Below are 13,091 nucleotides of genomic sequence, written 5' to 3' on the forward strand. Positions count from 1 at the left end.
AATTCAGTTAGCTGGCCGTTCGTCGTGCGTACCGTGAAGGTGCGCTATTTTTTATATTTCGGGCTTACGTAGTTCAGCCTCTACTATACCTGAACGATTGAGAGTTCATAACTTTTAATCGTTCAGGTTTTTTTGTTGATTGGGAAAAACTAGTTTGGAAACAGGGTGGAATGGAGCGTAGGACACTCGACTCCTGCGGGAAAGAGAGGGAAAACGGAGATCCCGCAGCGCAGCGAGGAAGCTCAGGTTCCTCCCCGCGGAAAGCGAGTGGCCGTAGCGCAATGGAACGAACGTGTTGAGACAAACCAAAGAGATGGGAACAGCTAGTGTTCGTCTTTTAGAAGCCATCATTTTGTTATGTCCCAAACTCTTTTCCTAATTAACCGTTATTTCGTCATTTTTTGTAACAGGAGAAATCGTTCGATCTTGATGATATATAGCGTTAATCTCACCGCCAATTACCAGAATTAATCCCGTTAAGAATAACCATAGCATTAGCACAATGACGCCTCCTAAGCTTCCATAAGTAGCTGAATAGTTACCAAAATTACTGACATAAAATGAAAAGCCAAGAGACGTGAGCTGCCACAGAAGCGTTGCTGCCACAGCACCAGGCCATACGTGTGCAAAAGGAAACTTTTTATTCGGCGCTAATCGGTATAACATAGATAACACAGCAATCATAATTGTGATCGCTACAATCCATCTTAAAACGCTTAAAAATGTCCCAAAGCTAGTTGGCAGCCCCCAGCTTACTAAAGCTTTTAAAATAACACCGCCAAATACAGGTAAAATAAGTGCAATTACAAGTGTTAAAATCAATCCAATTGTTAGCAGTATCGATAAGCCACGCACTTTTATAAACGAGCGAGTTTCTTTTACATTATACGCTTCATTCATCGCTCGCATAAATGCGTTCATTCCATTTGATGCTGACCAAAGTGTTCCTAAAATACCAATTGTTAATAAGCCACCATTTGGGTTATTAATAAACTGAACAACATTTTCTTTAAATATATCTGCTGTTTCAGCTGGCATAGCACTTTCTAACACGTTTATCGCATCGTTTGCATCAAGGGATAAATAAGGTATGATGGATAACAGTAAAATTAGCATCGGAAACAGCGAAAGCATGTAATAATACGCTTGTTCTGCCGCAAGCCCAGTTGCATTATCTTCTTTAATTTCAGTTATTAGTTTTTTTACAAAACCTACGATTCCTTGCATTGAATCCCCCATTCCTTCACTTACTCAACTCTTTAATTCCCGATTTTCCTCTTCTTTAATCCTTTTTCTATTCTTCTCTTTGAAGAGGTAGCGTACAACATCGAAACGATCCTCCTGATTTAATAATCTCAGAAATATCAATTTCAACCACTTCAAACCCTCTCATACGAAGGGTTTCATTTACTTGATTATTTACAGGTAAACTAATAAGCGTTTTATTCCCAATTGAAAATACGTTCGTCTCCAATGTAAACTGCTCTTTTTCGGTTACTTCAATTAAGTCAAATCGTTCTTTTAATAATGCTATTTCCCTTTTATCAAGAGCCTCGGGATAAATTAACGCTTCTGTTTTAGAAATAATATTGAAAACGCAATCCAAGTGCAAATAACCGTCTTTAATAGGAATGGGTATAACATTCATATGCGGAAGTTGTTCTTGGACCTGCTTAATAGCCTCCGTGGTCGTTCTCCCACTCACGCCAATGTAAATGTCTTTTCCATCGATAATTACATCGCCGCCTTCAATTGAGTCACCCTTTACTTGATAATAAGATAGGTTATGATTGTTCAACCATTCTGTCAAATAAGCTTCTTTACCTTCACGAATATCGCTTCCCATTTTGGAAACAAGAACCGCGTGGCCAAGTACATATCCAATGTCTCGTGTAAACACTTGTTCTGGAAACCTTTTGTCTGCTTTTAGCTCAATGACGTTAATTCCTTGTGTACGAAGGTACTCTACAAATGTTTTATGCTGCTTACTAGCTTTGGTTTCATCAATATTTTCTCCAGCATAATGCTTTTGTGTTTCATTAATTATTTCTTTAATTTCCATATATGTAGGAGGACAAACAATTACTTCTTTTAAAATGCCGTATTCCGTTTGACAAACGGGGGATTTTTCTAGATTCATCAAAACACCTACCCAAATAATTGTATAGTGTAGTGTTCCTTTTTTATGAAGAAAATAAACAAGTTTTTATTTCTTACAACCAGCAATTAATTTGCTACTAAAAGTGCCAAATAACTTCTATTTGTATCATTGAGGGTGTTGCAAAACTAAAATAAATATGCAATGTTATGAATCAGAGAAACTAGCTGAACATGCAACAGATAGCGATTTTGTCCATACCAACGAGGCTGCTCCAACCCTTGATCTTTTAGTTTACTAAACTGTTGTTCAATTTTTCCACGCTCTTTCATCAATTGTCTGCCAAACGTTGTTTGTAAAAAAGTTGATAGTACACGACGATGAGAAATTTTCGTCTGTTTCCCTTTTCGTGGATTGAGTGGATTCACAGGAAAGATATTGCATGCACTTGCAGCTTCATAAATATGCTGACTATCATACGCAGCATCAGCAATCGAAAACAAAACGTTTCGATCTTTTACATGTTGAAGCAATACAGGAGCCATTTGACTATCATGTACATTTGCTGTTGTAAAAGCGTATGACAAAATAACACCTTCCGGTGTGGAACAAATATGAGCCTTATAGCCCTTATACCAACGGTATCGGGTAGACATTCCCCACTTTGCTTGCGAGTCATATAGACTACTCCGTAAAGCAGTGCTGTCGATTAAAACACATGGAATTAGCCCTACATTCATTTCTTGAAGAACGTGTTCATGAATCAATGAGATGCCTTTCTCACGAAACCAAGTACCTACACGTGAAAATGTAGAGATATGAGGAACGGCAGACAAACCACAGAATGCACGAAATAAAGGATATTGATGTAAGAAACGAGTTAATTTCCGTAAGGAATGGATTTGAAAGACAGTTTTTACGAAGAAACATTTGAGTAAGGCTTTACGACAAATAGGCGGACGACCTGTGCCAGCTGGAACAGGTCCCACTGTTAAACTGTCTACGTAAGCAAATAAAATGTGTAAAAGGGATTGATTTTCTTCGAAATTGGTTATCATACTAGTAAATCCGTCCTTTCTGGAGATAGTTTAGGGTACTATCATTCTTCCAAGAAGACGGATTCTTTTATGCATTCATTTTTGAATATTTATGAGTTTTGCAACACCCTCATCATTGTTTGTTATAAAATAGGCTAGTAGTTATATAGAAACGGAGGTTATTATGGAAAAGCTATCTACAATTTTATATCGATATCGTAAACTTTTTCTAGCTATGTGGCTTGTTTTGATTGTTACATTTGGTTATTTTGCTCTGAAACTCCCATCTGTTTTGGGAGGTAACGGCTTTGAGATGGAGGGTGAATTTAAACAAACCCAACAGCTTCTTGTTGATGAATTTGACGTCAGCGAATCTCAAGCGATTGCTTTGTTTGAAAAGAAAGATGACGTCTCATATGAAGAGCTTATTAAGAGCGCAAGCAATTACTTAGAGAAAATTAATACAAAGGACTATGTGTTAAAGATTGACGCTCCTTCTCTAGATAGTAGTACAATTGATGGCAACTTTGCGTATGGCATTATTCACTTCAACAAAGCAGCTGTCGATTTAGATAATGAAATTAATGAGCTTCAAGATATTCCAATTGAAAATGATGAAATTAGAGTGAAGCTAACAGGCGAACCTGTTATTGTTCAGGATATGAATACAGCTAGCCAAAAAGATTTAGCAAAAGCTGAAGCAATTGGAATCCCTGTAGCACTCATTGTTTTATTACTTGCTTTTGGTGGCGTTATTGCAGCTGGCATTCCTTTAATTATTGGTATCGTGACGGTTATTACAACAATGGGAATTGTCTATTTCTTTCATCATGTGACACCATTGTCAATCTTTATCTTAAATGTTGTACCGATGATTGGATTAGCTTTAAGTATTGATTTTGCCCTTCTATTTATTAATCGTTTTAAAGAAGAGCTCGTACATAACAGCGTAGAAAACGCTGTGAAAAAGACCATTCAAACTGCTGGGCGCTCGGTCATTTTCTCCGGGCTTTGCGTATTTATTGGGCTTGCTGGAATGTTATTCATACAAGTAGACATTTTCCAAAACGTAGCGTTAGGAGGCATGGCGGTTGTATTTGTAGCTGTCTTATCAGCGGTTACATTACTGCCAGCTATTTTAGCAATGCTTGGCGAAAAAGTAAATCGCTTGCGTATCCTGCGCACAAATGATCAATCGGGTCAATCAAAATGGCGTTCTTTTGCTCATTTTGTAATGAAACGACCGGTCATTATGACGCTCGTCTCCCTTGTTATTTTGTTAACAGCACTTCTTCCTATTAAAGATATGCAGCTGGAAATCCCATCTTCTGAAGCCCTGCCAGATAACTATGATTCAAAAAAGGCTTTAGAAGTTTACAATGAGCGTTTTACGGACGAAACAACCACCGATGTCTTCTTTGTGTTAAAAAGCAATGGTGATATGTTAGCACAAGGTTCTCTAAATGATGCCGTACCGTTTATTCATCAAATAGAAGATGATAATTTGGTCAGTAAGGTTGACTCTTTACCTACTGCATTAAAAGTAGATTCAGGGAAAGAACTTAGCCAACTATTGAACAACCAACAGTTAGAGACTCAAACTAAGCCAGCGGTTGAGTCATTTGTAAATAATGATTATATGCTTGTAAAAGTAACATTGGATACAAAACAAAGTTCCAACGAAGCAAAAGAATTTGTAAAGACGTGGGCTGCTAAAACACCAGGTGATCTTGAACTGTATGTAGGAGGATATCCAAAGTTTGAACAAGAAATTTTTGATGAAATATATGAAAAAGCTCCTTACGGCTTATTGTTAGTTCTGGTATCTACTTATTTAATCCTTATGATTGCCTTTCGTTCTGTCTTAATTCCACTGAAAGCAATTATTATGAACATTTTAAGCTTAACAGCTACTTTCGGATTGCTTGTTTGGCTTTTCCAAGGGGGACATTTTGGCTTAACAGAGTCTAATATTGCCTTAGTCCTTCCCGTATTTGTGTTTGGACTAGTATTTGGATTAAGTATGGATTATGAGGTATTCTTAATTTCACGCATTCATGAAGTGTATGAACAAACAGGCGATAATAACTTAGCAACTGTTGAAGGGTTAGCTTCAACTAGTAAAATTATTACAAGTGCCGCTCTCATTATGATTGTGATTACAGGTGCATTTGCGTTTACTGGCATTACACCTGTCAAACAAATGGGCGTTGGTATCGCACTTGCTATCTTTATTGATGCTACGGTTGTTCGGATGCTGCTTGTCCCTTCTCTTATGAAGTTATTAGGCAATGCAAACTGGTGGTTTTTTGGTAAAAAAACTACCAAAGCAAACACACAGCTAAATAAATAAAAAAATACCCTGCAAATTGCAGGGTTATTTTTGGATAGCAAACAAATCCTCTAAGCGATCACTCATATAACGATATGAATCTTCAACGCCTAAGTTATAGAACTCGACAGCTATTTTATCAATGAAGAAATCAAGCAGTAAGCCCGCTGCTAACTCTCCAATTTCTTCATCACGTTCATTTAAAAAATACGTTTGAATTTCTTCAATTAATACTTTCTTTTTTTCTTTTGATATTGTCAAAGACTTGCTCATCCTTGTCTTACCGTTGCGTAAGCAATGATGCCTTCTTCGTCATCTAACTCTAATTCTAAACCTGTTGAGAATGGATCAATGTTCATCTGCGTATCTAACCACAAGCGCAGTGCCTCAATGATATTTAACGTAATATGGACCTGCTTTCGATCATTTACGTATGACTCAGCTGAAAAGCCATAGTCATCATCATACATCAATTCGACCTCAACTTCCTGAGGCTGCACCTGCTTTTTATCAGCAATATACAGACACATTGCATTGATAATGTCCTGTTCCGAGATTTTTAGTTTCTCCAAGAGTTCACTTCCTGTTCTTTACGCTTGTTACGTTTAATGCTTTGAAATAGTCGAATGACGATTAAAATAAGAGCTACAATTGCTAATGCATTAATTAAGAAGCCGATTACTGGACCTAATGCACCTAAATTTCCTAACATACTACCAAATAGTAATCCTGCAAGTCCACCGAATAATAGTCCTTTCATTAAACCACCACGGTTAGTACTTGCTGCGTTCGTTGATTTTGAGTTATTTGTTGTGTTGTTCTTTTGATTTACAGAAGAATTGCTGTTTGTATTATTGTTGTTCTTAAACATGCTTGGTTGATTGCTGTTTCCGCTATCAAAAGAACGCTTTCCTGATTTATAACCTTTTGCACTTACAATGGTTGAGCTATCTTGAACCAATGCTCCACCTATTGGTGAAAACATAATCGTAAGCGTTACACAAGCTGCTAATACTTTTTTTAACATGAATTTTTGCCCCCTACTATTAGTTACATACGTAAAATTTTCTACGTAACTTGTACTACGTTTCATCGTATCAAAAGGTTTCATTTTTTTATATAAAAATGAAGTAATTGCCCAAAAACGTTCACAATCTTATGTTTGGTTACCTACTTAATCAAAAAAGCTGCTTATATCCATGTTGCAAAGAATATGAGCAGCTTCTACAAACCTCGTATTTTATTAGTCAATTACTTTTGGATTGTGAATAACCTGTAACTCTTTCGTTGCTTGTTGCATTTCACTTTTACAAAGCGGGCACGTTGGCTGGTCACCGCTCTTAAAGTTATCGCGAACCCAACACTTACAACTATCTGACGTACATTCCCATACTTTAGTTTCTTCAATTACAGCTGGTTCAACATTTTTTCGGTTATACATAGACATAATCTCCTTTTAAAGTAATCTACTATCCGTCTTCATATGGGTATCATCATGAGTTTATTAAAATGGAGCATATCGGTAAATGACCTATCTTGAAGAATTTAATATTATCATGAGAGAAACGAATCAAAGATGGAGTTTTATTATAAGATTATAAGCGTATGTTTAACATAAAGCATATACGCTTAAATGAGGATACAATAGTAAAAAAATTACGTGTTTTTATTATAGCAGAGTTTAGAAAAAAATTCAATAATACTATATTTTTAGGAAATTGACAACTATATTTTATTCATTGCACAAAAGAAACTCAGCATCTCTGCTGAGTTTCTTTACATAATTATTTTTATGATATTAGCGTACTTGACCATTTCCGCTCATTACATATTTAATTGTTGTTAGTGCCGGCAAGCCCATTGGTCCTCTTGCATGAAGTTTTTGAGTTGAAATTCCAATTTCCGCTCCAAAACCAAGCGCTCCACCGTCTGTAAAGCGAGTCGAAGCATTATGATAAAGAGCTGCTGCGTCTACTAACGCCATAAACTTTTTCACAACATTTTCATCTTCTGTAATCACAGCCTCTGAATGCTTCGTGCCATATACTTCAATGTGTTCAATTGCTTCATCTACGTTTGAAACAACCTTCATCGCAATTGCAAGGCGTAAATATTCCTCTGCCCAATCTGCTTCTTTTGCTTCTTTGGCACCAGGAATTGTAGCAAGTGTGCGCTCGTCACCAAACACTTCAATATTAAAGTCTTTAAACGCTTGAATTAAACGGTCGCTGTTTTGCTCAAGCCACTTTTCATGAACTAATACCGTTTCAGCTGCGTTACATACTGCTGGGCGATCCGTTTTAGCATTGATTAGAATCGAAATAGCTTTTTCAACATCTGCGTGTTCATCAATATAAAGATGACAATTCCCTACTCCTGTTTCTAATACAGGAACCGTCGCATTATTTACAACAGCCTGAATCAATGATGCACCGCCGCGTGGAATTAATACGTCAATATGCTCTTTCATCGTGAAGAGCTGCTGCGTTGCTTCACGATTTGTACTCGCAATAAATTGGACAGCTTCTTTAGGAATTTCTGTTTTATCTAATGCTTTATGCATGACTTCGACAATCGCTTTGTTGGAATGAATTGCAGAAGAACCACCTTTTAACACAATCGCATTACCTGATTTTAACGCAAGACCTGTAGCATCAACCGTTACGTTTGGTCTCGCTTCGTAAATCATTCCAATTACTCCAAGTGGAACGCGAACTTGTTTAACATTTAAACCATTTTCAAGCGTCCACTCTGTTAAAATATCTCCTGTTGGATCATCAAGCTTCGATACCTGCCTTAGTCCATCTGCAAAATCTTTTACACGTTCAACAGATAATGCTAAACGATCCATTAGCGCATCATCAAAGCCGTTTTCTTTTCCATTTTCTAAATCTTTTTCATTTGCTTTTAAAATGTCATCCGTGTGCTCTTCAAGTACATCTGCAATTGTTAAAAGCGCTTTGTTTTTTTGTTCTGTTGTTAATAGACTAAGCTGCTTTGCACCTTTTTTAGCTAACACCGCTTGTTGCTTAACCGAAATATCTTCCTTTACCTGTACCACAAAATCACTCCTGGATAAGATTTACAATATTTTTTTAAATATTATGATTATTTTTGTTACATCATTATACCATAGATTTGTCGTTCTTCGATTGTTTAATTAAAGGCCTACCGGAATCGGAATTTCGACGTGACAAACCATTCCTTCACTGTCAACAACGGGTTCATTCATTTCTTCGTTTTGAGCTAATTCTTCTGAAGAATAATTCGAAACACCTAATGCAAGCTCTTGCTCATCAACATCTAAGATTCGAACAACGGAGTCTTCTTCAAAGTGACCTTTTATAAACTTAATGTGTTCTCGTAGCAGCGGCTTCTTTTCTTCCACAATCGCCGTTTTTGCTTCGTCTTTAATTACTATTTCCCCTTCAGGCCCTGAGTTAAACGCAATCCACTGTTCTTTTTGACTTAAGTTAACAGCGTCTTCTCCTGCTTCGAAATACGTTCCAAATGCTTCACCCAACACCGCTTCTGTTAAAATGTTTGGAACGCCTGCTTTTCCTAGGAATGAAGGAATTCCTGAAGCCATTGAAATTTTAAACGCATCAATTTTTGAGCGCATACCACCTGTGCCAACTGAACTTCCAGAGTCTCCAGCACCTTCTTCAATTTCCGGCGTAATTTCAGATACGTGTGATAATAGCTCCGCATCTGGATTTTCACGAGGATCCGCGCTATATAATCCGTCAATATCAGATAGGATGATAAGTAAATCTGAATCAACTAACCCTGCAACTTTAGCAGATAGCGTATCATTATCTCCAAACTTTAGACGATTAATAGTCACCGTATCATTTTCATTGACAATCGGTACAATTCCTCGTTCTAACAGTACGTTAATGGTATTACGTGCATTGTTATATCTGCTTTCATCAGAGAAATCATCTCGCGTAATTAAAATTTGTGACGCGACGTAGCCATGAGATAAGAACAGCTCGGAGTATGCTTCCATTAAAAGTCCTTGGCCAATGGATGCGGCCGCTTGTTTTTCAGGTAATGAGCTAGGTCTTTCTAAACAACCAAGTTTTCTGTAACCTGCCGCTACTGCACCGGATGAAACAAGCAGTACCTCATGACCTTGATCTTTCAACTCGACTACTTGGTCAACAAGCCTCTCCAATTTCTTTCGGCTAATCTCACCGTGTGAACTTGTTAAAGAACTGCTGCCAATCTTAATTACAACCCGCTTCTTGCCATCGGGACTCATCAAATCACTCCTAGTTAATTCGTTTCTTTTGTTTTATTGATTTATAAATATGAGGATAGTAACGAAGAATATGAAGTTATGGTTTATGCTTCGTTGGATACCTTTTCAAGCTGTTCACTCATTTCTTTTGAACGGTCTGATGCTCCTTTTACCGCGCGCATAATTGCCGTTCCGCCACCATGTTCTTCAAGGGCTTTCAAGCCTGCTGCCGTTGTGCCATTTGGAGACGTTACGTTTTCACGAAGCTCTGTTGGCGTTTCGTCACGCTCCATCATCATTCTTGCCGCACCGTATATGGTTTGGGCTCCAATTGCTCTGGCTACTTCTGGATCTAATCCTTCTTCTTTGGCTGCTTTTTCAATATGCTCCATTAAGAAATAAAAGTACGCTGGTCCACTACCGGCAATGCCCGTGAAAATATCCATTTGTTTTTCATCAATAACGTAAACTTGACCAATTGACGATAGCAACTCTTTTGTTAAAATGACTGAATCCATTGCTGTATATTGTCCTGGAGATATTGCTGTAGCAGATTGTTGAATCATACTTGAGGTATTTGGCATCACTCGAACAACTTGTTGTTCTTCATGCAATAGATCTTCCATAAAGGCTGTTGAAATACCAGCTAGCACTGATAAAACAACTTGATCTTTAGTTATATTGGGTTTTAAAGAGGATAATGCTTGCTCAGCATCTTTTGGTTTCATTGCTAAAATGAACACGTCAATATCTGTTGTGTCTAAATTAGCTCTTTTTCTTGTTTGAACACCGTATTTGTTTTCCAATTCTAAAAGGCGTTCTTTATTGCTGCGATTTGTTACCACAATATTTTTCGCTGGAACAATATTAGAATGAATCATACCAGAAATCATTGCTTCTGCCATTGATCCTGCACCTAGAAAAGCAATCTTTTTTGTTTTGATCATCAAATCTCCCCTGTCAAATGTTCGTATTTTTGTTCGCGTTCTCTCAACGGTAACTATCGTAACATGCTCAAAATGGCTGTCAACCTGTCGACAAGGTAAAAATAACGCTGTCAGCACATAGTACAAAAGAAATGAAACCGGATACAAAAATATTTTTCAACAAATTTCTCTATTAGAAAATCCTCCAGAAATCGACTTTTTTTGCTACTTTTATGTTTATGCTTGATAATTGAGGGTAAATTATTTATTTTGGATCACTAGTGTTGCATAAATAGTGTCATAATTTTCAGTTTACTCACCTTCCCTGTTTAGAGGCAAAAAAGTAAATACCCAATCAAAGGTGGCCCCATCCATTTGGAAATTTATTTACAATTAGACTTTTGCAACGACGACAATTTGCATATTTAAGGGATGGCTTTTCCTTCAATCTTTCGAAGCCAAACATTCGCTGGTTTCCACAATGCAGCCCTTAGATAACGGCTAATCTGTAAGGTTTTTCGCTTGCTTCTGGTCTCGATTTGTACGAGAACATGTAGGCAAAAAACAATTAGTGCGATAAATACTTGATTTTGAATCGCCCATTCGCTTTGACCGTAGAACTTTTTGATGCTGAGATGTTGTTTGATCCATTTAAAAAACAGCTCAATTGCCCACCGTGATTTATACATTTCTGAAATTTCTTCGGCGCTTAAATCAAAACGATTTGTAATTAAATGAAGTTCATTTCCTTTTGAGTCAATCACTTTTAGAAGCCGAAAGTAATTTTCAGCACGGTTTTGAGTGGTACCTATCAACACCATTTGGTCTGATAAAACAGCTGTATCCTTTGGTAGCTTAAAATCGTAAACGTTCCGTATGACTGCATTTTTGCGTAGCCGTGAAAGAAAGAAGTAGCCATCATCAGTCATGCGATCAAAGCGCTCGTAGTCTAGATAACCACGGTCAAACACATACATGCATTCCTTGTCATCCACCATGATTTCAAGCTGACCACGGTCATGTGCTTTTGCCGTTGTCATAACGGCCTTTTCAGGATAGGATATACCCTTTTCCATAAACACAAGGCGCAAATGTAACTTTACACCTGCTTTTGTTTTGCGGAATTTAGCCCATTTATGATTGGTCAAATTAAGTGGCAATGTGCTTGAATCAATGATTTTTAACGGCATCACGAGTTTCGTGTAATGCGTTTTGGCATGAATTTGTGACACTAAATCAAGAAAAAGCCTTTGAAATAGGTCAGGGTTTATGCCGTTTAACCGCCGTGACAACTGAGAAATACTAATAGAATCAAGGTCTATCCCTTTTTGAAGCTGGTCATCGAAAAGACAATCACCCAGCGCATGCAGACTTTCAATTTCTTGTAGCTGCGCAAAAAGGAGTAATTTTAGAAATGACTCTGTCGTTAATTTTTTCGTATAGTAATCTACTTTCATCGTTTTCACGTTTTCTTCAAATAATTGAAGATTTATAGGTGAAAACCATTGTCCAAATGAAGTTTTTCGTGTAATCTTGTCCATGTGATGGTCCTTTTTTAGTGGATTTGGACGGGTTACCACCTGACTAATCCATTATAAAGGACTTTTTCTTTGCACAAAATAATAATATTGAACATTTTGAGTATTTTTAATAGTGAATTTAAATTAATGCAACACTAGTGATTACGTATGTTTTTATAATAAAGTTTCGATTTTAAAAAACAACACTTTTTTCCAGTATATTTTTTACATACATGGGTTTAATGTCATATAATTGGTTTTGTTAAAAAATCACAAAGGAGATACATAATTATGGAAAAAGGAAAATATTCACTAACAAAACTATTGCTTGCATCTATGTTCTTTACATTATTTCATGCTTCGCTGTTACAAACTAAAGTCTCAGCGGCAGCTGCAGGTAGTGAAGTTATTGTAACAACAGTAAAAGAAACTGATGAAGAAACGAACAACTTCGAAAATTTAGCAAAAATCAAAGAAATTCAAAAAGATATCATTAGCCTTTTAGATAGTTCAAATGTAGAGGACAATGCTTCTGTAGAAAAAGCATTAGATAATTACTTTAAGCAGCATCCTGAAAACCAAGAAATATTTGATCAGTATTATCAAAAAAATTCAAGAAAATTGTTACCAAACGTAAATGAGGATTCAGAAGATGATATTGATCTTAACACTTATTTAGAAGAAAACATAGAAGATGGGGAATTTCAAGAATATCAACCTACGGACGATACAAAAATATTTTTTACAGATACTCCCACTTTCTTTATGGAAAGTGCGGAAGAGAAGCCTGTTCCTATAGATCCATCTGATAGTCTTATAGCTACTTTAGCGGTTAGGTAGGAAAAGTAACTATATTCTTACCACATGCGTGTTGATTAACCAATAAAATCCAAAAAAAGCATACAAAAAAGGGCACCTATCTTGTAGAATGT

The 13,091-nt window shown here is 36.8% G+C and carries 14 protein-coding genes; 3 read left to right on the forward strand and 11 right to left on the reverse strand.

The features are described from left to right. Positions 1 to 165: 165 nt before the first annotated feature. The gene (locus tag AC1UFB_RS14895) at positions 166 to 327 is read left to right on the forward strand and encodes a hypothetical protein (protein ID WP_156413431.1); all 162 of its coding nucleotides are present in this window, start codon (positions 166 to 168) and stop codon (positions 325 to 327) included. A gap of 48 nt (positions 328 to 375) precedes the next feature. Here the strand turns inward: AC1UFB_RS14895 and AC1UFB_RS14900 are convergent, their stop codons facing one another. The 3 genes from AC1UFB_RS14900 to AC1UFB_RS14910 form a co-directional block, all read right to left on the reverse strand. After that, positions 376 to 1,227, reverse strand: a complete 852-nt coding sequence (locus AC1UFB_RS14900; RefSeq protein WP_328100980.1) for a YihY/virulence factor BrkB family protein — start codon at positions 1,225 to 1,227, stop codon at positions 376 to 378. A gap of 67 nt (positions 1,228 to 1,294) precedes the next feature. Then, positions 1,295 to 2,140, reverse strand: coding sequence for a dimethylarginine dimethylaminohydrolase family protein (locus AC1UFB_RS14905; RefSeq protein WP_482589437.1), 846 nt, complete (start codon positions 2,138 to 2,140; stop codon positions 1,295 to 1,297). Between the two features lie 146 nt (positions 2,141 to 2,286). Next, positions 2,287 to 3,156: a transposase gene (locus tag AC1UFB_RS14910; RefSeq protein ID WP_328100979.1), complete on the reverse strand. Its 870-nt coding sequence runs from the start codon at positions 3,154 to 3,156 to the stop codon at positions 2,287 to 2,289. Positions 3,157 to 3,319: 163 nt separating this feature from the next. On the opposite strand from AC1UFB_RS14910, the gene AC1UFB_RS14915 reads away from it, so the two are divergent. Further along, positions 3,320 to 5,488, forward strand: a complete 2,169-nt coding sequence (locus tag AC1UFB_RS14915) for an MMPL family transporter (protein WP_100347700.1) — start codon at positions 3,320 to 3,322, stop codon at positions 5,486 to 5,488. A gap of 24 nt (positions 5,489 to 5,512) precedes the next feature. Here AC1UFB_RS14915 and AC1UFB_RS14920 read toward each other — a convergent pair whose 3' ends face one another. The 8 genes from AC1UFB_RS14920 to AC1UFB_RS14955 form a co-directional block, all read right to left on the reverse strand. Then, positions 5,513 to 5,728, reverse strand: coding sequence for a DUF2164 domain-containing protein (locus AC1UFB_RS14920; protein WP_224840170.1), 216 nt, complete (start codon positions 5,726 to 5,728; stop codon positions 5,513 to 5,515). Positions 5,729 to 5,736: 8 nt separating this feature from the next. Next, positions 5,737 to 6,039 (reverse strand): YxcD family protein, encoded by a 303-nt coding sequence (locus tag AC1UFB_RS14925; RefSeq protein ID WP_025908439.1) that lies wholly within the window; start codon positions 6,037 to 6,039, stop codon positions 5,737 to 5,739. Continuing rightward, entirely contained in the window at positions 6,027 to 6,494 is a 468-nt protein-coding gene (locus tag AC1UFB_RS14930) for a hypothetical protein (protein ID WP_025908440.1), read from the reverse strand. The genes AC1UFB_RS14925 and AC1UFB_RS14930 overlap by 13 nt, the downstream gene beginning before the upstream one ends. Before the next feature lie 216 nt (positions 6,495 to 6,710). After that, positions 6,711 to 6,908 (reverse strand): cold-shock protein, encoded by a 198-nt coding sequence (locus tag AC1UFB_RS14935; protein WP_025908441.1) that lies wholly within the window; start codon positions 6,906 to 6,908, stop codon positions 6,711 to 6,713. A gap of 357 nt (positions 6,909 to 7,265) precedes the next feature. Continuing rightward, a complete protein-coding gene (locus AC1UFB_RS14940) occupies positions 7,266 to 8,528 on the reverse strand; it encodes a glutamate-5-semialdehyde dehydrogenase (RefSeq protein ID WP_328100978.1) in 1,263 nt (420 codons plus the stop codon). Between the two features lie 99 nt (positions 8,529 to 8,627). Then, entirely contained in the window at positions 8,628 to 9,734 is a 1,107-nt protein-coding gene (gene proB / locus AC1UFB_RS14945; protein WP_100347698.1) for a glutamate 5-kinase, read from the reverse strand. Between the two features lie 83 nt (positions 9,735 to 9,817). Further along, positions 9,818 to 10,660, reverse strand: coding sequence for a pyrroline-5-carboxylate reductase (gene proC, locus AC1UFB_RS14950; RefSeq protein ID WP_100347697.1), 843 nt, complete (start codon positions 10,658 to 10,660; stop codon positions 9,818 to 9,820). A 404-nt stretch (positions 10,661 to 11,064) separates the two neighbouring features. Then, positions 11,065 to 12,180: an IS4 family transposase gene (locus AC1UFB_RS14955; protein WP_482589438.1), complete on the reverse strand. Its 1,116-nt coding sequence runs from the start codon at positions 12,178 to 12,180 to the stop codon at positions 11,065 to 11,067. Positions 12,181 to 12,450: 270 nt separating this feature from the next. Here AC1UFB_RS14955 and AC1UFB_RS14960 point away from each other — a divergent pair, with 270 nt between their 5' ends. Then, positions 12,451 to 12,999, forward strand: a complete 549-nt coding sequence (locus tag AC1UFB_RS14960; protein WP_482589439.1) for a DUF3627 domain-containing protein — start codon at positions 12,451 to 12,453, stop codon at positions 12,997 to 12,999. Positions 13,000 to 13,091: the final 92 nt, after the last annotated feature.

The sequence above is a fragment of the Priestia sp. KCTC 13724 genome (assembly GCF_056820425.1).